The organism is Curtobacterium aurantiacum (assembly GCF_018598555.1).
GTDB classification, from domain to species: Bacteria; Actinomycetota; Actinomycetes; order Actinomycetales; family Microbacteriaceae; genus Curtobacterium; species Curtobacterium aurantiacum.
The window spans coordinates 155,472-176,030 of sequence record NZ_JAHEWN010000002.1 but is presented as its reverse complement, the minus strand read 5'-3'; the positions used below and the strand labels follow the sequence as shown (position 1 = coordinate 176,030).

The 20,559-nt window shown below is 71.8% G+C and carries 25 protein-coding genes; 10 read left to right on the top strand and 15 right to left on the bottom strand.

Annotated features, from left to right (window positions below; translation table 11 throughout):
- The first annotated feature begins 57 nt into the window (after positions 1–57).
- The 3 genes from KK087_RS02770 to KK087_RS02760 all read left to right on the top strand — a co-directional run bounded on the left by KK087_RS02770 (position 58) and on the right by KK087_RS02760 (position 1,972).
- Entirely contained in the window at positions 58–645 is a 588-nt protein-coding gene (locus KK087_RS02770; RefSeq protein WP_214564131.1) for a hypothetical protein, read from the top strand.
- A 121-nt stretch (positions 646–766) separates the two neighbouring features.
- Positions 767–1,225: a hypothetical protein gene (locus tag KK087_RS02765; RefSeq protein ID WP_214564130.1), complete on the top strand. Its 459-nt coding sequence runs from the start codon at positions 767–769 to the stop codon at positions 1,223–1,225.
- A 159-nt stretch (positions 1,226–1,384) separates the two neighbouring features.
- A complete protein-coding gene (locus tag KK087_RS02760) occupies positions 1,385–1,972 on the top strand; it encodes a hypothetical protein (RefSeq protein ID WP_214564129.1) in 588 nt (195 codons plus the stop codon).
- Between the two features lie 28 nt (positions 1,973–2,000).
- Here KK087_RS02760 and KK087_RS02755 read toward each other — a convergent pair whose 3' ends face one another.
- The 6 genes from KK087_RS02755 to KK087_RS02730 are packed head-to-tail and all read right to left on the bottom strand — an operon-like array spanning position 2,001 to position 5,075.
- Complete coding sequence (locus KK087_RS02755) at positions 2,001–2,804, bottom strand: phosphotransferase (RefSeq protein WP_307859937.1); 804 nt, start codon at positions 2,802–2,804, stop codon at positions 2,001–2,003.
- Between the two features lie 10 nt (positions 2,805–2,814).
- Positions 2,815–3,417 (bottom strand): hypothetical protein, encoded by a 603-nt coding sequence (locus KK087_RS02750; RefSeq protein ID WP_214564128.1) that lies wholly within the window; start codon positions 3,415–3,417, stop codon positions 2,815–2,817.
- Positions 3,414–4,028, bottom strand: coding sequence for a hypothetical protein (locus KK087_RS02745; protein WP_214564127.1), 615 nt, complete (start codon positions 4,026–4,028; stop codon positions 3,414–3,416). The genes KK087_RS02750 and KK087_RS02745 overlap by 4 nt, the downstream gene beginning before the upstream one ends.
- Positions 4,025–4,396: a hypothetical protein gene (locus KK087_RS02740; protein WP_214528836.1), complete on the bottom strand. Its 372-nt coding sequence runs from the start codon at positions 4,394–4,396 to the stop codon at positions 4,025–4,027. Before KK087_RS02740 ends, KK087_RS02745 begins: the two co-directional genes overlap by 4 nt.
- On the bottom strand, positions 4,393–4,584 hold the full coding sequence (locus KK087_RS02735; protein WP_027464859.1) for a DUF2273 domain-containing protein: 192 nt from the start codon (positions 4,582–4,584) through the stop codon (positions 4,393–4,395). The genes KK087_RS02740 and KK087_RS02735 overlap by 4 nt, the downstream gene beginning before the upstream one ends.
- Positions 4,581–5,075, bottom strand: coding sequence for an Asp23/Gls24 family envelope stress response protein (locus KK087_RS02730; protein WP_110858766.1), 495 nt, complete (start codon positions 5,073–5,075; stop codon positions 4,581–4,583). The genes KK087_RS02735 and KK087_RS02730 overlap by 4 nt, the downstream gene beginning before the upstream one ends.
- A gap of 210 nt (positions 5,076–5,285) precedes the next feature.
- On the opposite strand from KK087_RS02730, the gene KK087_RS02725 reads away from it, so the two are divergent.
- Both KK087_RS02725 and KK087_RS02720 read left to right on the top strand, forming a co-directional pair.
- Positions 5,286–6,122, top strand: coding sequence for an exodeoxyribonuclease III (locus tag KK087_RS02725; RefSeq protein ID WP_214564126.1), 837 nt, complete (start codon positions 5,286–5,288; stop codon positions 6,120–6,122).
- Between the two features lie 135 nt (positions 6,123–6,257).
- Complete coding sequence (locus tag KK087_RS02720; RefSeq protein ID WP_214528834.1) at positions 6,258–6,506, top strand: nuclease; 249 nt, start codon at positions 6,258–6,260, stop codon at positions 6,504–6,506.
- A gap of 49 nt (positions 6,507–6,555) precedes the next feature.
- On the opposite strand, the gene KK087_RS02715 is transcribed toward KK087_RS02720, so the two are convergent.
- Positions 6,556–6,963 (bottom strand): four-helix bundle copper-binding protein, encoded by a 408-nt coding sequence (locus tag KK087_RS02715; protein WP_214564125.1) that lies wholly within the window; start codon positions 6,961–6,963, stop codon positions 6,556–6,558.
- 342 nt (positions 6,964–7,305) lie between these two features.
- Complete coding sequence (locus KK087_RS02710) at positions 7,306–8,229, bottom strand: AEC family transporter (protein WP_071246473.1); 924 nt, start codon at positions 8,227–8,229, stop codon at positions 7,306–7,308.
- 84 nt (positions 8,230–8,313) lie between these two features.
- On the opposite strand from KK087_RS02710, the gene KK087_RS02705 reads away from it, so the two are divergent.
- From KK087_RS02705 to KK087_RS02695, 3 genes are all read left to right on the top strand, one after another.
- The gene (locus KK087_RS02705; RefSeq protein ID WP_214564124.1) at positions 8,314–8,910 is read left to right on the top strand and encodes a nitroreductase family protein; all 597 of its coding nucleotides are present in this window, start codon (positions 8,314–8,316) and stop codon (positions 8,908–8,910) included.
- 100 nt (positions 8,911–9,010) lie between these two features.
- Complete coding sequence (locus tag KK087_RS02700) at positions 9,011–9,445, top strand: acyl-CoA thioesterase (RefSeq protein ID WP_214528831.1); 435 nt, start codon at positions 9,011–9,013, stop codon at positions 9,443–9,445.
- 82 nt (positions 9,446–9,527) lie between these two features.
- A complete protein-coding gene (locus KK087_RS02695; protein ID WP_214528830.1) occupies positions 9,528–10,286 on the top strand; it encodes an HAD-IIB family hydrolase in 759 nt (252 codons plus the stop codon).
- Between the two features lie 173 nt (positions 10,287–10,459).
- On the opposite strand, the gene KK087_RS02690 is transcribed toward KK087_RS02695, so the two are convergent.
- Both KK087_RS02690 and KK087_RS02685 read right to left on the bottom strand, forming a co-directional pair.
- Positions 10,460–11,080 carry a phosphoribosylanthranilate isomerase gene (locus KK087_RS02690; RefSeq protein WP_214528829.1) on the bottom strand — a complete coding sequence of 207 codons (621 nt, stop codon included), beginning with the start codon at positions 11,078–11,080 and terminating at the stop codon, positions 10,460–10,462.
- Between the two features lie 82 nt (positions 11,081–11,162).
- A complete protein-coding gene (locus tag KK087_RS02685) occupies positions 11,163–12,215 on the bottom strand; it encodes a serine/threonine-protein kinase (RefSeq protein ID WP_111224826.1) in 1,053 nt (350 codons plus the stop codon).
- A gap of 200 nt (positions 12,216–12,415) precedes the next feature.
- Between KK087_RS02685 and KK087_RS02680 the strand changes: the two genes are divergently transcribed.
- On the top strand, positions 12,416–12,619 hold the full coding sequence (locus KK087_RS02680; RefSeq protein WP_214528828.1) for a hypervirulence associated TUDOR domain-containing protein: 204 nt from the start codon (positions 12,416–12,418) through the stop codon (positions 12,617–12,619).
- 3 nt (positions 12,620–12,622) lie between these two features.
- On the opposite strand, the gene KK087_RS02675 is transcribed toward KK087_RS02680, so the two are convergent.
- Together KK087_RS02675 and KK087_RS02670 are read right to left on the bottom strand one after the other, a co-directional pair.
- Positions 12,623–13,393, bottom strand: a complete 771-nt coding sequence (locus KK087_RS02675; protein ID WP_250900756.1) for a DedA family protein — start codon at positions 13,391–13,393, stop codon at positions 12,623–12,625.
- A gap of 51 nt (positions 13,394–13,444) precedes the next feature.
- Positions 13,445–14,629 (bottom strand): ROK family transcriptional regulator, encoded by a 1,185-nt coding sequence (locus KK087_RS02670; protein ID WP_214564123.1) that lies wholly within the window; start codon positions 14,627–14,629, stop codon positions 13,445–13,447.
- Between the two features lie 50 nt (positions 14,630–14,679).
- Here KK087_RS02670 and KK087_RS02665 point away from each other — a divergent pair, with 50 nt between their 5' ends.
- Entirely contained in the window at positions 14,680–16,380 is a 1,701-nt protein-coding gene (locus tag KK087_RS02665; RefSeq protein WP_214564122.1) for a beta-N-acetylhexosaminidase, read from the top strand.
- A gap of 188 nt (positions 16,381–16,568) precedes the next feature.
- Here KK087_RS02665 and KK087_RS02660 read toward each other — a convergent pair whose 3' ends face one another.
- The 3 genes from KK087_RS02660 to KK087_RS02650 all read right to left on the bottom strand — a co-directional run bounded on the left by KK087_RS02660 (position 16,569) and on the right by KK087_RS02650 (position 20,552).
- On the bottom strand, positions 16,569–18,677 hold the full coding sequence (locus KK087_RS02660; protein ID WP_214564121.1) for a PTS fructose transporter subunit IIABC: 2,109 nt from the start codon (positions 18,675–18,677) through the stop codon (positions 16,569–16,571).
- A gap of 76 nt (positions 18,678–18,753) precedes the next feature.
- Entirely contained in the window at positions 18,754–19,767 is a 1,014-nt protein-coding gene (locus KK087_RS02655; protein WP_214528824.1) for a 1-phosphofructokinase family hexose kinase, read from the bottom strand.
- Positions 19,764–20,552, bottom strand: coding sequence for a DeoR/GlpR family DNA-binding transcription regulator (locus KK087_RS02650; RefSeq protein WP_214528823.1), 789 nt, complete (start codon positions 20,550–20,552; stop codon positions 19,764–19,766). Before KK087_RS02650 ends, KK087_RS02655 begins: the two co-directional genes overlap by 4 nt.
- Positions 20,553–20,559 lie beyond the last annotated feature (7 nt).

Below are 20,559 nucleotides of genomic sequence, written 5' to 3'. Positions count from 1 at the left end.
ACGACTGCCGCCCTGACCCTCGGGCTGCTGTCGGGGTGCGCGGCAGGAGGAACCCAGATGCCCACCGACGCAGCCGGCCTCACCCAGGACGAGGTCGCCGAGATGTCCTTGTACCAAGAGTTCGACGCGTACCGCGACCACTACGAACACATGCAGCGACTCCTGCGGAACGCGCAACTCCAGGTCCACGAGGACGAATGGGAATGGGACAGCGGCGACGACATCCCGCAGATCGGCGGCGACGGCGTGGCCCCCTTACCGGGTTCGGACACGAAGAACAGCTACGACATGCGGAGCGGGCGGCTCTGGTCCCCGCCTGGCGCCACCGGCCAACAGCGGGACCTCCAACCGATGATCGACTACTTCACCGAGCAGGGCTGGGACATCGAGCAACGCACAGTCACTGGCGACCACGAGGTCTGGGCCACCACCGGTGACGGCTGGCAGATCATCTACTCGGCGCAGAAGAACGGCCGGCACACGCTCGAGGTCTACAGCGAACCCTTCTGGAGCAACGACGCACACAAGTTGCGGCGAGCCGTGGCAGGACGCTCCCGGGCCGACTTCCCCGAGCGGTCACTCCCCGGCGTCTACCCGGCGTTCCCCCAGTGGGACGACCCGATCATCAACCCGCCGAAGATATGACCCGATGCTTCGCGCCCTCGTGACGGCGGTCCTCGCCCTGGGACTCCTCAGCGGCTGCACAGTCGGAGGAACACAAGCGCCCACCGACGCAGCAGGCCTGGCCCAGGACGACGTCGCAGAGATGTCTCTCCACCAGGAGTACGACGCCTACCGCGACCACTACGAACACATGCAACGACTCCTGAAAGCCGCGCAACTCCAGGTCCACGACGGAGAATGGGAGTGGGGTGGCGGCGACGACCTACCCGGGATCGGCGGAGACGGCGTCGCAGCGCTGCCCGGGTCCGACACGAAGAACAGCTACGACATGAGCACCACACGACTCTGGTCCCCACCCGGCCCCACCGACCAGCAACGCGACCTGCAACCGATGATCGACTACTTCACCGAACAGGGCTGGACCATCGAACACCGCACCATCACCGGCGACGAAGAAGTCTGGGCCACCACCGGCGACGGCTGGCAGATCCAGTACACCGCCCAGGAGAACGGCGACAACCCCATCACCGTCTACAGCGAACCCTTCTGGACCAACGACGCCAAGCGCTCTCGACGGCCATCTACGGACGCTCGATCGTGAAGTTCCCTGATCGGTCCCTTCCCGGCGTGTACCCGGACTTCCCCCAGTGGGACGACCCGATCATCAATCAGCCGAAGATCTGACCCGATGCTCCGTGCCATCACGACTGCTGCCCTGACGCTCGGGCTGCTGTCGGGGTGCGCGGCAGGAGGAACCGAGATGCCCACGGACGCAGCCGGCCTCACCCAGGACGACGTCGCGGAGATGTCTCTCCACCAGGAGTACGACGCTTACCGCGACCACTACGAGCACATGCAGCGGCTCCTGAAAGCCGCGCAACTCCAGGTCCCCGACGGCGAATGGGAATGGGGCGGCGACGACGACGTCCCCGGCATCGGCGGAGACGGCGTCGCACCCCTGACCGGCTCCGAAACGAAGAACAGCTACGACATGAGCACCACCCGGCTCTGGTCCCCGCCCAGCGGCACCGACCAACAGCAGGCACTCAAACCGATGATCGACTACTTCACCGAGCAGGGCTGGGCCATCGAACGCCGCACCATCACCGGCGACCAAGAAATCTGGGCCACCACCGGCGACGGCTGGCAGATCCAGTACACCGCACAGGAGAACGGCGACAACCCACTCACCGTCTACAGCGAACCCTTCTGGACCAATGACGCACACAAGCTCCGGCGAGCCGTGGCAGGACGCTCCCGGGCGGACTTCCCCGACCGGTCGCTCCCCGGCGTCTACCCGGACTTCCCCCAGTGGGACGACCCGATCATCAACCCGCCGAAGATCTGATCGGATCGAGCACCACGACGGCTCCGGTTCAGCGCGCCGCAGGCCCCACGTCGTCCACGTCCCCGTTCCAGAGCGCCCGGTACCAGGCGGTGCGCTCCGGGTCGTCCGGCAGCCCGTACGCCCGGTGGAACAGCGGCTCCCACCCGGGTCCGTAGTTCCAGCCGAGAGCCATCGTCGCCACCGCGATGTCCGCCCACCGGTCCGCGACGCCCATCGCGTCCAGGTCGACGTGCCCGCTCCACCGCCGGTCTGCACCGATGAGCGTGTTCGGCGTGCACGGGTCACCGTGACAGACGACGATCCGGTCGGTCGGCGGCTCCGGACCGAGACCGCCCGGACCGCGGACCGCGTCGGCGGCAGCGTCGGCGGCAGCCCCGCGTGCGCGATCGAGCCGGTCCGCGGTCGACCACGTGAACGGGCAGTCGTCGACAGGAAGGGTGTCGTGCAGTGCGCGCAGGCCCTCCCCCACCGCGACCACGGCGGTCCGGGGGTCGTCGTGCCAGCGCGGGTCGACGGCGCTCCAGCCGGGCACCGCGCGGGTGTGCAGCCAGACGCCGTCGTCGTCCGAGCCATGGCCGATGACCTCCGGCACCCGGGCGTACCGGGATGCCCACGTCAGCCGTGCCACCTCACCGCCGATCCACGAACCGTAGGCGTGCGGCAGGACCTTCACGAACTCCTCGGCGTGCGCGTCCGGCCCGATGCGGAACGTCGTCCCGCCGATCTGGTTGTGCCAGACGAGGGCGACCTCACGCCCCCGAGCGGCCTCGGCGACGACGTGCGGCACCGGGACGGTCTCGCCCGGTCGGGGCAGTCCACCGATCGAGCGCACCAGGCGACGCTCAGTGCACGCGGTCCGGCCGGGACGATCCCGACCCACCACGGGCGATCTCGAGCAGCACGGGCAGGCGCTCACCGAGCAGGGCGTCGAGGTCGGCGACCATGGCCTCCACCCGTTCGGTGATCTCCCGCGGCGCGGCACCCCGGCGCGGACGGACCCGCACCCGGATCGCCCGACCACCACGGACCCGGTAGACGTCGACGGCGAGCGAGCCGACCTGCGGCATCGCACCGATGGCCGAGGAGAGCGCGTGCTGCACGGCCGTGGACTCGATGCGCACCGAGCCGGCGACGCCGTCGGCCGAACCGTCGCTGTCCACGACGGTGCTCTCGCGGCCACCGCCGAGCGTCGTCAGCACGACGAGTGCGAGCACGCCGAGCACGACGCCACCGCCGAGCACGCAGGTCCACGCGAACACCGAGTCGTCACGTGGCGCCCCGGTGCCGAGTGTGGCGAGCGCATCGCCCGCCGTGCGCCACCACGACGCGACGACCGGCAGCCCCTGCGCGGTCTGCACCAGCATCGCGGCCACCCCTGCGACGAGCAGGACGAGCCCGAGCACGACGAGTGCCGCACGGCCGAGCCCACGGTTCGTGGCGTTCATCCGTCCACCCGTCCGGTCGGCTGCACCCGCACCCGGGCGGTGAGCGGCGGCTGCGCGTCGATGTGGGCGAACTCACGCTCGACGGCCTCGGTGGCGGCGACCGAGGGGACGTCCACCCCCGCCGGCGGACGGAGCACGACGTCGACCGTGCGGCGGCCGACGGTGCCCACCGCTGCGTCGGCACCGAGTCGGGTCGCGGATCGAGCGGCGCGGGCCGCAGCGGAGGCCAGGACCTCGTCGTCGACGACCACGGCGAGGCGGTCCGACGACATCGCGTGCCGCGGGCGGCGCTGAGGCAGGATCCCCTGCAGCAGGAGCACGAGCCCGACGAGCGCGACGAGCGAGGCGGCGGCCAGGACGATCGTGGTGTCGAGTCCGTCCGGTGCCGCACGAACGGCGTCCACGACGGCACGGGGGTCGACGCCGAGCACGTTCTGGTCGAGCAGCACGAGCGCACCGGCGAAGATCGCGACAGCGGCCAGCACGAGGGCGATGAGCATCGCGACGACCACAGCGGCCGAGCGGGAGACGTGGGTCTCACGGCGCAGCAGTCGGCGGTACGTGGCGACGTGGTCGGTAGCGGGCTCGCCGACCAGGGGTGAGGCGGTCACCGGACCCTCCTCGGGGTCTCCACGACCGACGACGCGAAGGTCACGGTGACCCGGGCGACCTGTCGGCCGGTGATGGTCCGGAAGCGCTCGGCGATCGTGCCGCGGGCACGGTGCGCCGTGGCGACGACGGGTTCGTCGGGCAGTGCGTGCGAGCCCAGCACCGGCAGGGCGAGCGGGGCGGTGATCTCGACCGCCAGCGCGCCGCGACCGTCGTCGGCGACCCGGGCACGGACCTCCCGGAAGGCCACGCGCAGCGCCTCGGCGGCGACCGCCTGGGCGGTGTGCACCAGCGCCGACGTGCCGATGCGGTCGGAGCCGCGGAGCCGGACGCCGCTGTCGCCGGTCGTGGCGACGGCGGCGTCGCTCACGACGAGCTCCGGCGTCCGCGCAGCACGTCGAGCAGGCGACGGAAGTCGACGTCACCCGTGACGATGCGGGCGACCAGGGCGCCGACGGCCATGCAGACGGCGACCACGACGAACGCCCAGAACCCGAGCGTCACGGCGACGATGGCGAGCAGGGCCCCGGTGCCCATCCCGACGACGGTGGCGTTCACCGGACCCGACCGTCCCGGGTGTCGAGCTCGTCCGCGACGCCGTTGAGCGCCGGGATGTTCACGTCGTTGATGGCGATGTTGACCTCGGTGACCTCGAGGCCGACGAGTTCGGTGACGGCGTTCGTGACGGCGGCACGGACCGCGGAGGCGACCTCCATCATCGGCGTCGGGTAGTCGACGACGATGGTCAGGTCGACGGCGACCTGGGTTTCGCCGACCTCGACGCGGACGCCCTGGCCGAGCGCGCTCGAGCCGATCGCGTCGCGGATGGCGCCGAACGCCCGCGAGGCGTTGCCGCCGAGCGCGAAGACGCCGGGGACGTCGCGGGCGGCGATGCCCGCGACCTTGGCGACGACCGTGTCGTCGATGATGGTCCTGCCCTTGGCGGTGACCTGCGTCGTGGTGGTGCCGGCGGGCTGGGTGCTCCCGGCCCCGGTGCCGAGCGTGGCCCCGGTCGTGGTCCCGTCGACGCGGTTCGTCGTCGATGCCATTGCTGCCTCCGTGCGATCGATTGCTGGCCTCCAGCGAACACCATCGTGCCGGACGCCGCACAGACGACGCACGTCCCGTACGCCGCACAGACGACGCACGTCCCGGACGACGCACGTCCCGGACGCCGCACGGACGGCACTCGTCCCGCTCGCCCGCACCGCTGCCCACGCCGACCTCGTCGTCAGTCGGCACCGGTAGGTTCTTGTTCCATGCGCGTCGCGACCTGGAACGTGAACTCCGTCCGCACCCGAGTGGGTCGGATCGTCGACTGGCTGGTGCGTGAGGACGTCGACGTCCTCGGCATGCAGGAGATCAAGTGCAAGCCGGAGCAGTTCCCGGTCGAGCAGTTCGAGGCCGCGGGCTACCACGTCGAGGCGCACGGCCTGAACCAGTGGAACGGCGTCGCGTTCGCCAGCCGGCTGCCGATGGAGGACGTCACCCGCGACTTCCCCGGCCAGCCCGGGTTCCTGAAGGGCCACGAGGGTCCGGACCTGCCGGTCGAGGCCCGCGCCATCGGCGTCACGGTCGACGGCGTGCGGCTCTGGAGCCTCTACGTGCCGAACGGCCGCGAGGTCGGCGACCCGCACTACACGTACAAGCTCGACTGGCTCGCCCAGTTGGCCGACCGCACCTCGGAGTGGATCGAGGCGTCCCCGGAGACCCCGCTCGCGCTGATGGGCGACTGGAACGTCGCACCGCTCGACCAGGACGTCTGGGACATGCGGGTCTTCGAGGGGTCCACCCACGTCAGCGACCCCGAGCGAGCCGCGTTCCGCGAGTTCGAGGCCCGCGGCCTGCAGGACGTCGTCCGCCCGATCGTGCCCGACGGCTACACCTACTGGGACTACAAGCAGCTGCGGTTCCCGCGCAACGAGGGCATGCGCATCGACTTCGTGCTCGGCTCGCAGGCCTTCGCCGACGTCGTCACCGACGCCTCGATCCACCGGAACGAGCGGAAGGGCGACGCCCCGAGCGACCACGTCCCCGTGGTGGTCGACCTCGACCTGGACACGTCGCTCGACGACGACCGCCCGATGATCTTCTGATCGGAGTCGGGTCGCCGGCCCGGCCCGGATCGGCGCCCGTCCGGCTCTGTTACGCCCGGCGTCCGCCGCGATTGAGCCGTCCGTCACGCCGACGTAGGTTTCCTGCACCGAACCCCTTCGAGAGCAGGTGAAGCCATGTCCCGCACGACGATCCTTCCCATCCAGCGCGTCATGGCGAGCGCTGCCCCCGGCGCGTGGCGCGACGGCATCGTCGTCGAGACCCGCACCGCCGACGCGGTGGTGCTGTTCCTCGACGGGGACATCACCCAGCTCCGGGTGGCGGACGCGGACGGCGTCCTGTCGGTCGGCGAGCCGGTCGCCCACCACCCGGTCGCGGAGATCCTCAGCGCCGGCGGTCGGCAGACCACCGCGCGCGTCGCGTAGCGCGCACGCGTCGCTCAGCGCGCGCGTCGCGTGACGCGGGCGGACCGGTTCAGGCCGTCATCGAGCCCAGCATCGCCTGGCACTTCGCGACCATCTCGTCACAGGCCATGGCGCAGTAGCGGCAGGACTCGTCCATGTCCTGGTGCTGGCGGCACTCGGTAGCGCACGCGGTGCCCATCGCGACGACGGCCATGAGCATCGCCTGCATCGCGGGCATGTCCATCCCCATCGGGCGCATCATCATCCGCATGCCGGTGTCGGCGAGCATCGCGGTGTTCGAGCACATCGCGGCGCAGGTGGCCATCTCGCCGCCCATCCGCATGTCGGCAGCCGAGCACATCGTCGCGGCCATCGACGCGGCGTTCATCGCCATCATCGTGTCCTGCATCATGCCCATGTCCATCTCCATGGGCATGTCCGTCTTCGACATGTTCTGCATCATCGCCATCGTGTCCATCGGAGCTCTCCTCGTCGTGGTCATCGGTCACGGAGCGGTCCGCCCCGCGTGCCCGCCAGGGTACGCGCGCGCCGTCCGCGCTTCGTGAGGCAGGAATGGCCGAGTCCGCGACCGCCACCCGACCCCTGCTGCTCACCATCCGCGGTGGCCGCCACCACAGCCGGACGGGAGGCCCGGTGCGCCCCCGCCACGGGCCTCCCGTCCGTCCCGACGCGCGTCGAGGGCGCGGGGGACGCCGGCGTGTCCGCACGACGCCCGCACGCGCGCGAGACGCCGCCGAATCCGGCGGCGTCTCGGCGACATCGAGGCGTCTCGACAACACGACGGCGCGTCCAGCGCGCGCTACGGGTGCAGCAGGGCGGCGATCGCGACGAGCACGGGCACCGAGCCGAGCGTCGAGATGAGCACGACGTCGCGGGCCACCGGCACCGCTGCCCCGTACCGCTGCGCGTAGTTGAAGACGTTCTGCGCCGCCGGCAGGGCGCCGAGGGTGGTGAGCACGAAGACCTCCTGGTCGCCGAGCCCGAACACGAACCGAGCGAAGACGAACGCCACGGCCGGCATCACCACGAGCTTGATCGACGACGCGACGATGACGTCGGTCCGGATCGCGGGGTCCCGCAGCGGGGTCGCACCGTGCAGGCTCATCCCGAAGGACAGCAGCACGACGGGTACCGCGGCCGCACCCACGAGCGAGAACGGCTCGAGCACCGGGTCGGGCAGCGTGATCCCGGTTGCCGAGCACACGAGCCCGACGAGCGAGGCGATGATGATCGGGTTCCGGAACGGCCCGGCGATCCGTCGGCCCCATCCGCCACCACCCGCGGTCGCGGCGTCCAGGATCGTCAGCGCGATCGGCGCCATCACGACGAGCTGCAGCAGGATCACCGGCACGACCGCGGTCGCCTGGCCGAGCACGTAGACGGCCACCGGCAGCCCGATGTTGTTCGCGTTGACGTAGCTCGACGCCAGCGCCCCGACGGTCGTCGTGGTGACTGGCCGGCGCAGCACGAGGCGGAACACGGCGGCGGCACCGAGGGCGACCACGGCGGCGCTCAGCAGGGAGACCCAGAGCATCGACGACAGCAGGGACGCGATGTCGGCGGTGGCGATGGTGTGGAACAGCAGGCACGGCATCAGCACGAAGAACGCGAGCCGGCTCATCACGAACTGCGCGTGCGGGCCCAGTAGTCCGATGCGCCCGACGACGTACCCACCGGCGATGATCGCGCCGATGATCGCGAAGCCGGTCAACACGCCACCCATCGCGTCCATCCTGGCACCTGCGGGACGGGATGTGACGTCACTCAGGTCGGAAATGCGTACGCATCGAATACCGTTGACGGCACCATGACCTCGACGAACGCCGACACCCTGACCCGGTCCACCGACTCCAGCCAGCCGCTGGTGCCGCTGCTCGAGGAGCGGTGGAGCCCCCGTTCCTACGACGAGACCGCGACGATCTCGGACGCGCAGCTCGACGCCGTCCTCGAGGCCGCTCGCTGGGCACCGTCGGCCATGAACTTCCAGCCCCGCCGCTTCATCGCCGGCCGCCGCGGCACCGAGACGTTCCGGAAGATCAACGAGAACCTGCTCGGCTTCAACGCCGCCTGGGCCTTCCGCGCCAGCGCCCTCGTCGTCGGCGTGCTCGAGACCGTGACCGCCGACGGCGACGAGCGCCCCTTCGCGCAGTACGACCTCGGCCAGTCGCTCGCCGCGCTGACCGTGCAGGCGCACGCCGAGGGCCTGCACGTGCACCAGATGGCGGGCATCGACGCCGCCGGGCTCCGTGCCGCGTTCGACCTGCCGGAGCGGTTCGTGCCGTACACCGTCACCGCGATCGGCACCGTCGCGCACCCGTCGCAGCTCGACGACAAGGCCGCCGAGCGCGAGGTCGCCCCGCGAACCCGCATCCCCCTCGACGAGGTCGTCCTCGTCAAGGAGTAGCAACCGCAGCACCCGGGGCGCGCCGGCCCCGGGCCGCCCGCGATCGTCACGACGGCCGCGACCCTGCGGGGGCGCGGCCGTCGGCGTACCATGACGGGACATGGAGCAGCACCAGGACGACGTCGCACCGGAGATGAACTTCTACACCCGCAAGTGGGTGCGGCCGGAGGACCTCAACGCCAACGGCACCCTGTTCGGGGGCAGCCTGCTCCGCTGGATCGACGAGGAAGCCGCCGTCTACGCGATCATCCAGCTCGGCAACGGCAAGGTCGTCACGAAGTACATGTCGGAGATCAACTTCCTGTCCTCCGCGAAGGAGGGCGACATCGTCGAGATCGGCCTCGTCGCCACCCGGTTCGGCCGGACGTCGCTCACCATGCGGGCCGAGGCACGCAACCTCTTCACACACCGCAGCATCCTGACCATCGACGAGGTCGTGTTCGTGAACCTCGACGAGGACGGCAACCCCGCCCCGCACGGCTACACGGACATCACCTACGCCCGCGACCGGGTCCCCGCCACGCATCGCGCGTGACCCCGCAGACATCGCGCAGCACCGTGGCTCGGAGATCCCCGCACCCGGCAGGTGATCGGCGGGCTCTGGCAGGATCAGGGGCATGACCACGCCCCGCCTCGTCGCCTTCGACCTGGACGACACGCTCGCCCCGTCGAAGTCCTCCCTCGACCCCCGCATGCTCGAGACCTTCGCGTCCCTGCTCGAGGTCGTGCCGGTCGCGGTCATCTCCGGCGGCAACTTCACGCAGTTCGAGCAGCAGCTCGTCACCCCGCTGCGACAGCGCGACGGGCTGACGCTCGACGCCCTGCACCTCCTGCCGACCTGCGGCACCCGGTACTACCGCTGGGAAGACCAGGACTGGGCGCTGCAGTACGCCGAGGACCTCACCGACGAGCAGAAGGACCGCGCCCTCGCCGCGGTCGAGGCCCGGGCGAAGGAAGCCGGCTACTGGGAGCCCGAGACCTGGGGTGCCATCCTCGAGGACCGCGGGTCGCAGATCACGTTCTCGGCCCTCGGCCAGTCGGCCCCGGTCGACGTCAAGAAGCTGTGGGACCCGACCGGCGAGAAGAAGGACCACCTGCGCCGTCTGGTGCAGGCCGACCTCCCCGACCTCGAGGTCCGTTCGGGCGGCTCCACGAGCATCGACATCACCCGCAAGGGCATCGACAAGGCGTACGGCATGCAGCGCCTCGCCGAGATCACGGGCATCGCGCTCGACGACATGCTCTTCGTCGGCGACCGCCTCGACCCCGAGGGCAACGACTACCCGGTGAAGGCGCTCGGCGTGCCCTGCCACGCGGTCGAGGGCTGGGAGGACACCGACGCGTTCCTGACGGAGCTCATCCCCACCCTGCGCTGACCGCGGCAAGACGCCGGCGTCACGCCGAGACGCCGCCGAATTCGGCGGCGTCTCGCGTGCAGGGCGGCGCCGAACGAGCCCGCCGGCGTCTTGCGTGCCCGAGACGGCCGGCACGGCGGACGGGAGGCCCGTGGCGGGCCCACACCGCGCCTCCAGTCCGGCAGCCGCGTGCGTCAGCCCAGGCTGCGGACGGCCTCGACGAAGGCGCGGATCTTCGCGGGGTCCTTGACGCCACGCTCCGACTCGACGCCGCTCGAGACGTCGACGCCGTCGGGGTCGAGTGCCTCGACCGCGGCGACCACGTTGGCGGGGGTCAGGCCGCCGGCGAGGATCCAGGCCTCGTCGACGCCGCTGATCGTGGCCGGGTCGATGAGCCGGCCGCTGCCGGGCACGGCTGCGTCGAGCAGCAGCAGGTCGTGGTCGAACGCTGCGCGCTGTTCGGGCGTCTCGCGCAGGTAGGCCTCGGCCGAGATGGCGCGGATCGTGAAGAAGCCGGCGTCGCGGGCGCGAGCGAAGTCGGACGCCGACTCGCCACCGTGCAGCTGCAACGTGGTGAGCCCGACCTCGGACGCGATGCCGACGATCTCGTCGATCTTCTGGTCACGGAAGACCCCGACGGCGTCGATGCCGTCCGGCACCCGCTCCACCAGTTCCTTCGCGAGGTCGGCGGTGACGGTCCGGGGGCTGCCGGCCGCGAAGACGAACCCGACGGCGTCGGCACCCGCGTCGATGGCGGCGTCCACGGTGTCGGGCGTCGACAGGCCGCATATCTTGATCCAGCGCTGGTCGGTCATGCTGTCCATCCTGCCAGGGACCACGGACGAACGGGACACGCGGGCCGTCCGGGCTCCGGGCTCCGGGCTCCGGGCTCCGGGCTCAGTGCAGGGCGCCCGCGACGTAGGCCGCCACGCACGCTGCGGTCACCCCGAAGGCCGCGAACGAGCCCACCAGGACGTTCCGGCGACGCCAGCGGCGGACAGCCGAGAACGTGCCGCGCCTGGCGTGCCGGTGGGCGGCACGGTGCATGCGGTGGTCGCGCTGGTGCTTCACGCGTTCCGGGCCGAGCGGCACCGGGCCGGTGATCTGGGTGGAGCCGCCGCGCAGCGCGTTGGCGATCGCCACCGCGGTGGGCCGGCGCTCCGGGTCACGGGCGGTCATCCGGCTGAGCAGCTCGCGCCACTCGTCGGCGACGTCGTCCGGGATCTCGGGGTCGCGACGGAGCCGGGCGAGTGCGGCCTCGATCAGGGTGCCCGAGTACTCCTGCTTGCCGGTCAGCGCCTCGAGGAGCACCAGGCCGAGCGAGTAGACGTCCGTCGCGAAGCTGATCGGTTCACCGGCGACCTGCTCCGGGCTGAGGTAGGCGGCGGTGCCGATGACCGTGCCGTCGTTCGTCAGGCGCGAGCCGTCGACGAAGTGGGCGACGCCGAAGTCGGTGAGCTTGACCGTGCGGGCGAAGCCGGACGAGCCCTCGTCGCTGATCAGGATGTTGGCCGGCTTGACGTCGCGGTGCACGATGCCGCGCGAGTGCACGTACGCCAGGGCGTCGGCGAGCTGCGCACCGAGGTCGGCCACCTCGTAGTTGTGCAGGGCCCCCTCGGACAGACGGCGGAGGAGCGTCGTGTCGGCGATGAGCTCCATCACGATGAAGCGGTGCGGACCGTCCTCGAACTCGTGGGTGCCGGCGTCGTACAGCGGGATGAGGCCCGGGTGCGACAGCATGCTGAGCAACCGGATCTCGCGCTCCTGACGGACGCGGTCCGCCGTGGTCATCTTGTCCGGGGTCGCGAAGAGCTTCACGGCCACGGCCCGGTACGTGTGCTCGTCACGGGCTTCGTAGACGGACCCCATGCCGCCGGTGCCGATGAGCTTCACGAGCCGGTACCGCGCAGAGAGGACCGTGTCCGCCCGCGCGCTGTCCAGCAGGGTCATGGTGTCCGTCGTCCCGTCCAGAGCTCCGTGGTTCCGCGGCCGCTGCCGGCGTGTGGGGCTCATGGGAAACGGTACGCGTCCGACTCTTGATCCGCATGGTCGTTACGACATCGTGACCGCCCTGCTTCCCTGAGTTTCCGGGGATCCGGCGGGGTACAGTCCGACATCCACCAGGACGAAGACCGCGCAAGGAGGACAGCATGGCGTTGTCGAAGGGCGACGAGGTGCACTGGAACACCTCGCAGGGGAAGACGACCGGCAGGCTCGTGCGGAAGCGGACGAGCGACTTCGAGTTCGACGGGCAGCACTTCACGCCGACCGACGACGATCCCTACTGGATCGTCGAGTCGGAGAAGAGCGGCAAGCAGGCCGCTCACAAGGAGTCGGCACTGACGAAGGCCTGAGGGTCAGTCGCGGGCGGACTCGGCGCGACGACGACCCCGGGCACCGCCCACGGCAGGGCTGCCGGCGTCGTCGCCGTGGTCATCGCGGCCGCCCGCACGCCGCTCGGCACGGACGCGACGGATCCGGCGGACGACGAAGGTCACCACGACCACCGCGATCGCGACGTAGAGCACGCGGTCGATCCACTCCGTGTACGCCTCGACCTGGTCGTACTGCGAGCCGAACGCCGCCCCGAGCAGCACGAGTGCGCTGTTCCAGATGCCGCTCGCGATGATCGTGAACACCGAGAACGTGCCGAGGTGCATGCGGTCGGCGCCGGCCGGCAGCGAGATGAGGCTCCGGACGATCGGGACGAACCGGCCGAAGAAGACCGCGCTCTTGCCGTGTCGGTGGAACCAGCCGGCCGCCTTGCGGAAGTCGTCCTCGTCGACGAGGGGCAGCTTGCCGAACCACCGTGTGGTGCGTTCGAAGCCGATCTTCGCGCCGAGCCAGTACAGCACCAGCGCCCCGAGGTACGAACCGATCGTCGCCAGCACCAGGACCAGCACGAGGTTCATCTGGCCGGCTCCCGCCAGGAACCCGGCCAGCGGCAGGATGACCTCGGACGGGATGGGCGGGAACACCGTCTCGACGAAGAGCATCAGCCCGACGCCCCACTCCCCCAGCGCGTCGATCAGCTGCAGCACCAGGCCGGAGAGCCCACCGAGGTCCGACGGAGCGGTGGAGTCGCCACTGGCGACGGTCATGGCACGGGCGGTCACGGCAGTCGTCATCCCCCCAGCATCCCTGAACGCCCTGTCAGGACCCGGCGCGCCACCTGGGTGTCAGCCGAGTCCCATGTGGGCGGACCGGACGTGGGCGAGCGACCGGGCAAGTGCACCCCGGGCGACGGCGTCCCGTCCGACCGTCGACGGGACGAACCGCACGGGGTGCCGGAGCCGCGGCGTCACGATCTCGTCGAGCGCGGCGCAGAACACCTCGGCGGCCGGCAGGACCTCGCCACCGACGACGACGACCTCGGGGTCGATCGTCGTCACGAGCTGGACGACGCCGGGTGCCACGTCGGCCGCGAACGCCCGGACGGTCTCGACCGCCGGCTCCGACCCGTGCCCGGCCGCGGCGAGGACGGACTCGAGGTCCGTGTCGGACGGGATCCGGGCCTCCAGGCGGGCGGGCGCGGCGGGCCAGCCGGTCGAGGCGATGCCGCCCATCTCGCCGGCCGCGCCGTGTGCCCCGCGCGCCAGCGAGCCGTCGATCACCATGGCGGCACCGATCTGCCGGCCCATCACGAGGTACAGGCCGTCCTGCACGCCGCGGAACCACCCCCACCGGGCCTCGGCCGTGGCGGCGAGCTTGGCGTCGTTGTCGAAGAAGGTCGCGATCCCGGGGAAGAGGTCCTGGATGCGGCCGGGTACCCGGCGCTCGACCCACTCGGGCACCGCGACCGTGTAGTCGATCGCGCCGTCGCGGTCCACGACCGCCGGGACACCGAACGTCGCAGCGAGCACCGGCGCACCACCCGCAGGACCGCCGGTGCCACCGACTGCGTCTCCGACCGAGCCGCCCTCGGACGACGTGAGTCGTCGGACGACGTCCTGGACGCTCAGCCAGGCCTGCTCGGCGTCGGCGAGGTCGGCGTAGCGCTCCTCGACCCGGGCGAGCGTGACGCCGCGCAGGTCCGCACGCACCCCGACGATCCCGTGCAGGCCGAGGTCGACGCCGAGCACGGACCCGGCCGACGCGTCGGCGGCGAAGCGCTTGGCCCGTCGGCCGGCCTTGTTCGGGGTGGCGATCACCTCGGCCTCGGTCACCCAGCCCTCGTCGACGAGGTCGGCCAGCGCCGCCTCGACGGTGGGGCGGGAGAGTCCGACCGTGCGGCTGAGCTCGGTGACCGTGCGGGAGACGTCGTCGCGGAGGAGCTCGTCGAGGATCGCCCGCGAGTTCATCTGCCGCAGGACCCCGGGGGTCGTCCCGATCCCACTCGGCGTCGTTGACACGGTCTGCTCCACGGCCATAGCCTCCACATTACGAAAGATCATTGAGGAATGGTGGCTCCGACATGCTCGTCCCACGACCGCGCCGCACCGCTCCCGGTGCCGGGGCCTTCGCGATCACCCCGTCGACCCGGATCGCCGCCGACCCGGCGAGCGAGCCGGTCCGACTGTACCTGCAGCAGACCCTGCGGGGATCGACCGAACTGCCGGTGCGCGACGCCCTCGACGACACGGCACCGGGCACCGGCGCGATCGCCCTGCGGGTCGCCGACGACCCGTCCCTGCCCGCGGGTCCGACGACGCCGGAGGGCGACCGGGCCGAGTCCTTCCGGCTCACGGTGACCCCGGACGGCATCGACGTCGTCGGGGGCTCGCCCGCCGGGGTGTTCTACGGCGTGCAGGCGCTCCTGCAGCTGCTGCCCGCCGACGTGTACCGCCACGGCCGCGTCGGGACCGGGCCGTGGTCCGTCCCCGCCGTGGTCGTCGAGGACGCCCCCGCCTTCGCCTGGCGCGGCGTGATGCTCGACGTCGCCCGCCACTTCCGCACCAAGCACGAGGTCATGCGGGTGGTGGACCAGCTCGCCGCGCACCGGATCAACCGCCTGCACTTCCACCTCACCGAGGACCAGGGGTGGCGCATCGAGATCCGGAAGTACCCGCGCCTCACCGAGGTCGGGTCCTGGCGCCGGGAGTCCCAGGTCGGCGCGCACGTCCCCGGGCCGGACGGCGAGCTCGTCGTCGCCGGGTTCGACGGCCGCCCGCACGGCGGGTACTACACGCAGGACGACATCCGCGAGATCGTCGCGTACGCGGCCGACCGGTTCGTGACCGTCGTCCCCGAGATCGAGACCCCGGGGCACGTCCGCGCAGCCCTGGCCGCGTACCCGGCACTCGGCGTGCACCCGGACCGCACGGTCGAGGTCTGGACGGAGTGGGGCATCGCGGACGACGTGCTCAACGCCGAGGACACCACGATCGACTTCTTCAAGGACGTCCTCGACGAGGTGATCGCACTGTTCCCCTCCGCCTACATCGGCATCGGCGGTGACGAGTGCCCGAAGGTGCAGTGGGAGACCGACCCCCGCACGCAGGAGCGCATCCGCGAGCTCGGGCTGCAGGACGAGGAACAGCTGCAGGCCTGGATCATCGGGCAGCTCGCCGCGCACGTCGAGTCGCACGGCCGGCGGGCGTTCGGGTGGGACGAGGTCCTCGAGGGCGGCACGCTCGACCCGTCCGCCACCGTCGTGTCGTGGCGCGGGTTGACCGGCGCGCGGACCGCCGCCCGACGCGGACACGACGTCATCTCCTCGCCGGACGACCAGGTGTACCTCGACTACCGCCAGAGCGACCTGCCGACCGAGCCGATCCCGGTCTCGATCGTGCTCACCGTCGACGACGTCTTCGCCTTCGACCCGGTGCCGTCCGGGCTCACCGACGCCGAGCGCGCCCACGTCATCGGCGGCCAGGGCAACATGTGGACGGAGCACGTCGACACCGCCCGGCGGCTCGACTACCAGCTCTTCCCCCGCGTCGCCGCCCTCGCCGAGGCCCTGTGGTCGGCCGACGTGGCCGGGCCGCGTGACCTCGCCGAGTTCCGCGGGCGCCTGGCCGAGCACACGGCGCGGCTCGAGGCGATGGGCATCGAGTACCGGCACGACGCCGGGCCGTTCCCGTGGGAGCAGCGACCGGGTGTGCCGGGGCGCCCGCACTCGCGCGAGGAGCGTGCCGCCTACATCGACGCGGTCACCGCCAACATCGCGGAGTAGCGCACCTCGAGCGGTTTCGACACCCCGCTCGGTTCAGCCGAGCGGTCAGGTTCCGACGTGTGGGCGCCACGCCAGCGACGTGACGTGACCGCCCGACGCGCGGCCGGCGGTGCGTCGCGACCACACAGCGGACGGGAGGCCCGGTGCCAGCTGGCACCGGGCCTCCCGTCCGTCGTGTGCTGCGTCGACTACGCGGCGACCGGCGCGCGCTGGCCCACCGTGTCGCCGGCCACGGCAGCCTCGCTGCCCGCAGCGGCCTCGTCGACGGGGCGACGACGGACCCACTTCTTCAGGGCGACGAGCACACCGGCCGAGATGAACGCACCGAGCACGACCGCCCCGAGCCAGGCCCAGAAGTTGCCGATCGCGAAGAACACGAACACGCCACCGTGCGGCGCCCGTGACGTCACGCCGACCGCCATCGAGATCGCACCGGTGACCGCAGCCCCGACCATCGACGCGGGGATGACGCGGAGCGGGTCGGCTGCGGCGAACGGGATCGCACCCTCCGAGATGAAGGAGAGGCCGAGCAGGTAGGCGGCCTTGCCGTTCTCCCGCTCCGGCTTCGTGAAGCCCTTGCGGTAGAAGAGCGTCGAGGCGAGTGCCATCGCGAGCGGCGGCACCATGCCCGCACCCATCACCGCGGCCATGATCTCGAACGGCACCGTGTTGCTCGCGGTCCCGGCACCGAGCCCGGCGACGGCGAACGCGTACGCCACCTTGTTGACCGGCCCGCCGAGGTCGAACGCCATCATCAGGCCGAGGATGATCCCGAGCAGGACCGCGGAGGCGCCGGACAGCGAGTTGAGGAACCCGGTGAGCTGGACCATCAGCCAGGCGATCGGACCGCCGAGCACCAGGAGCATGAGGCCCGAGGCGATGATCGACGCGAAGAGCGGGATGATCACGACCGGCATCAGGCCACGCAGCCAGCGCCAGGTCGGGATGCGGCCGATCCAGTACGCGGCGGCACCGGCGATGAGGCCGCCGACCAGGCCACCGAGGAACCCGGCGTTCATGAAGACGGCGATGGAACCGGCGACGAAGCCCGGCGCGATGCCCGGCCGGTCGGCGATGGCGTAGGCGATGTACCCGGCCAGTGCGGCGACCAGGAACCCGAGCGACACCTGTCCGATCTGGAACGCGGCGGCGCCGAGGTAGTACCCGAGGCCCTCCGGCGGCAGGTTCAGCAGCGTGGAGTTCGTGAGCGTGTAGGCGGCGTTGCTCATCCCCGAGTCACCGTGGTCCAGCGCGATGCCGTACCCGGAGAGCAGGAAGCCGAGCGCGATGAGGAGCCCGCCGCCGGCGACGAACGGGATCATGTAGCTGACGCCGGTGAGGAGCCAGCGCTTGAGCGACTGGCCGAAGTGCTCGTTCTTGGCCGTGGACTCGCCCTCGACGGCGGCGCCGCCCTGCACGCGTGCGGCGTGCGGGTCCTCCGAGGCGCGGATGGCCTCGGCGATCATCTTGTCGGGCTCGTCGACACCGCGCTTGACGGGCCCGGACACGAGCGGCTTGCCGGCGAACCGACCGCGGTCGCGGACGTCGACGTCGACCGCGAACACGACGGCGTCGGCGCGGGCGATGAGTGCCGGGTCGAGGGGCTCGACCTGCGAGGAGCCCTGCGTCTCGATGTGCATCTCGGCACCGGCGCGCTGGGCTGCGGCGACGAGGGCGTCGGCAGCCATGTACGTGTGTGCGATGCCGGTCGGGCACGCGGTGACGCCGACGAAGACCTTGCGGTCGGGTGCGGGGGCAGCGGCGGTCGCGCCGTCGGCCGTCGTCGGAGCGGAGGCACTGCTCGCCTTCCCGACGCCGGCCTCGGCCACTTCGCCGCTCACCTCGTGGTCGACCAGCTGGACGATCTCGTCCGGGGTGGTCGCAGCGCGGAGGGCGGCGGTGAAGTCCTCGCGGATGAGCGCCCGGGCCAGGGTCGAGAGGACCGTCAGGTGGTCCTTGTCCGCTCCCTCGGGCACCGCGATCATGAAGACGATGTCGGCGTCGCCGTCCGGGGCACCGAACGGCACCTTCCGGGCCAGACGCGAGAACGCCAGCGTCGGCTCGGCCACCGACGCCGATCGGGCGTGCGGGATCGCGATGCCGCCGGGGACGCCGGTACCGACGCTCGCCTCGCGCTTGATGGCGTCGTCGGCGAGCGCGGCACCGTCGGCGGCGCGGCCGGTCGCGGCGACGCGGTCGGCGAGCACCCGGATGACGTCGGTGGACGTGGCACCGAGGTCCTCGTCGAGGCCGACGAGCTGTGCGCTGATGAGGCGCGGACTCGAGTCTGCGGACATGTGCTTGCTCCTTCGCAATGGCGCTGATCGCGCGGTGGTGCAGGTGTTCGTGGGGTGATCGGGTGTGGTGAGTGGGTCAGGCGGGTCCCGGGGCCGGGTGCGTGGCGAGCACCCGGACGGAGACCGCCGTCGGGTCGGTGTGGTCGAGTGCCGGGACGTCGCTGCCGGGGAGTGCGGCGGCGGCGGCACCGGTGGCGACGGCCTGGGCGAGGCGCTGCTCGGGCGATGCCCCCGCGACCTCGGCGAGCAGGTAGCCGGCGAGCGAGGAGTCCCCCGCGCCGACCGTGGAGCGGGCCACGATCGTCGGCGCGGCGGCCACGAAGGCCCCCTCGTCCGAGACCAGCACGGCGCCGGCGCTGCCGAGGGTGAGCAGGACCGTGCCGACGTTCTTCTGCCGGAGTCGTTCGGCCCCGGCCACCGCGGCGTCGAGGTCGCGCTCGTACTCCTCGGGGTCGCCGCCGACGACCTCGGCGAGTTCCTCGGCGTTCGGCTTGACCAGGTCGATCCGTTCGCCGGACTGCAGCAGTGCGGTGAACGGCACGCCCGACGAGTCCACGGCGATCCGCACGGCCGCGCCGTGGCGGGCGCGGACGGCACGGACGAGCACGGCGAGCGCGTCGTCGGGCAGACCGGGCGGCAGCGACCCGGCGACCACGACCCAGCGGGCGGCGGGACCGGTGGCGGTCGCGGCGGCGGTGTCCGCGACCAGCGCGGCGAGGTCGTCGAGGCGGCCGGCGAGCGAGGGCCCGGGTTCGTTGAGCTTCGTGGTGGTGCCGGTCGGCTCGGTCACGGTGACGTTCGAGCGGAGCGGGGCGCCGATGGGCAGCGCGGCGGTCGGGATGCCGCGCGTGGCCAGGCCGAGGAGGACGGGGTCGAGCTCGTCGCCGGGCAGGACGGCGACGGTGTCCCCGCCGCTCGCGACCACCACGCGCGAGACGTTGACGCCCTTGCCGCCGGGCTCCGCGGTGGACCGGGTCGCGCGCTGGACGGCGCCGCGCTGCAGTTCGCCGGCGAGCTCGATGGTGCGGTCGAGCGACGGGTTCGGGGTGACGGTGACGATCCGGGCGCCGGGGTCCGTGCGGGGGGTCATGCCACGACCACCTCGACGTCGGCGTCGGCGAGCGCACCGGCGAGGTCGGCCGGGGGCTGCTCGTCCGTGACGAGCGTGTCGATCTCGTCCAGGCGCGCGAACCGCATCAGGGCTTCGACGCCGTGCTTGGCGGCGTCGGCGAGCACCACGGCCCGGCGGGCTGCGAGGACGTAGGCGCCCTTCACCGCGGCTTCGTACTCGTCGGGGGTGCTCAGACCGAAGCCTGCGGACAAGCCGTTCGTGCCGATGAACGCGATGTCGGGGCGGAGCGCGCCGATCTGCTCGACGGTGGCCGTGCCGACCGCGGCGCTCGTGACCCCGCGGACCCGCCCGCCGAGCAGGTGCAGCTCGAGGTGGTCGCTGTGCTGCAGGGTCGCGGCGATCGGCACCGAGTTCGTGATGACGGTGATGGTCGAGCCGGTGGTCTCGGGCTCCCAGCGTGCGAGTTCGGAGGCGACGGCGGCGCAGGTGGTGCCGGCGTCGAGGGCGATGGAGCCGGTGAAGGTGGGCGGGACGAGGCGCATCGCGGCACGGGCGATCGAGGACTTCGCGGTGCCGTGCTGACCCTCGCGCTCGGCGACGCTGAGTTCGACGACGCTCGACCTGCCGACGGGGACCGCTCCCCCGTGCACCCGGCGCAGGACCCCGGCGGACTCCAGCGCATCGAGGTCACGGCGCACGGTCTCGGTGGTGACGTCGAAGTGCTCGGCCAGACCGGCGACCGACACGCGACCGGCGGACTGCAGCTCGGCGGCGATGGCGGTGTGCCGCTCGGTTGCGTACATGCCCGAA

Coding starts and splice junctions, on each gene's coding strand:
- KK087_RS02770 (WP_214564131.1), top strand. CDS start 58: ATGCCCACCGACGCAGCCGGCCTCACCCAGGACGAGGTCGCCGAGATG.
- KK087_RS02765 (WP_214564130.1), top strand. CDS start 767: ATGTCTCTCCACCAGGAGTACGACGCCTACCGCGACCACTACGAACAC.
- KK087_RS02760 (WP_214564129.1), top strand. CDS start 1,385: ATGCCCACGGACGCAGCCGGCCTCACCCAGGACGACGTCGCGGAGATG.
- KK087_RS02750 (WP_214564128.1), bottom strand. CDS start 3,417: ATGAACGCCACGAACCGTGGGCTCGGCCGTGCGGCACTCGTCGTGCTC.
- KK087_RS02730 (WP_110858766.1), bottom strand. CDS start 5,075: ATGGCATCGACGACGAACCGCGTCGACGGGACCACGACCGGGGCCACG.
- KK087_RS02725 (WP_214564126.1), top strand. CDS start 5,286: ATGCGCGTCGCGACCTGGAACGTGAACTCCGTCCGCACCCGAGTGGGT.
- KK087_RS02720 (WP_214528834.1), top strand. CDS start 6,258: ATGTCCCGCACGACGATCCTTCCCATCCAGCGCGTCATGGCGAGCGCT.
- KK087_RS02715 (WP_214564125.1), bottom strand. CDS start 6,963: ATGGACACGATGGCGATGATGCAGAACATGTCGAAGACGGACATGCCC.
- KK087_RS02710 (WP_071246473.1), bottom strand. CDS start 8,229: ATGGGTGGCGTGTTGACCGGCTTCGCGATCATCGGCGCGATCATCGCC.
- KK087_RS02705 (WP_214564124.1), top strand. CDS start 8,314: ATGACCTCGACGAACGCCGACACCCTGACCCGGTCCACCGACTCCAGC.
- KK087_RS02700 (WP_214528831.1), top strand. CDS start 9,011: ATGGAGCAGCACCAGGACGACGTCGCACCGGAGATGAACTTCTACACC.
- KK087_RS02695 (WP_214528830.1), top strand. CDS start 9,528: ATGACCACGCCCCGCCTCGTCGCCTTCGACCTGGACGACACGCTCGCC.
- KK087_RS02690 (WP_214528829.1), bottom strand. CDS start 11,080: ATGACCGACCAGCGCTGGATCAAGATATGCGGCCTGTCGACGCCCGAC.
- KK087_RS02685 (WP_111224826.1), bottom strand. CDS start 12,215: ATGACCCTGCTGGACAGCGCGCGGGCGGACACGGTCCTCTCTGCGCGG.
- KK087_RS02680 (WP_214528828.1), top strand. CDS start 12,416: ATGGCGTTGTCGAAGGGCGACGAGGTGCACTGGAACACCTCGCAGGGG.
- KK087_RS02675 (WP_250900756.1), bottom strand. CDS start 13,393: ATGACGACTGCCGTGACCGCCCGTGCCATGACCGTCGCCAGTGGCGAC.
- KK087_RS02665 (WP_214564122.1), top strand. CDS start 14,680: ATGCTCGTCCCACGACCGCGCCGCACCGCTCCCGGTGCCGGGGCCTTC.
- KK087_RS02660 (WP_214564121.1), bottom strand. CDS start 18,677: ATGTCCGCAGACTCGAGTCCGCGCCTCATCAGCGCACAGCTCGTCGGC.
- KK087_RS02655 (WP_214528824.1), bottom strand. CDS start 19,767: ATGACCCCCCGCACGGACCCCGGCGCCCGGATCGTCACCGTCACCCCG.
- KK087_RS02650 (WP_214528823.1), bottom strand. CDS start 20,552: ATGTACGCAACCGAGCGGCACACCGCCATCGCCGCCGAGCTGCAGTCC.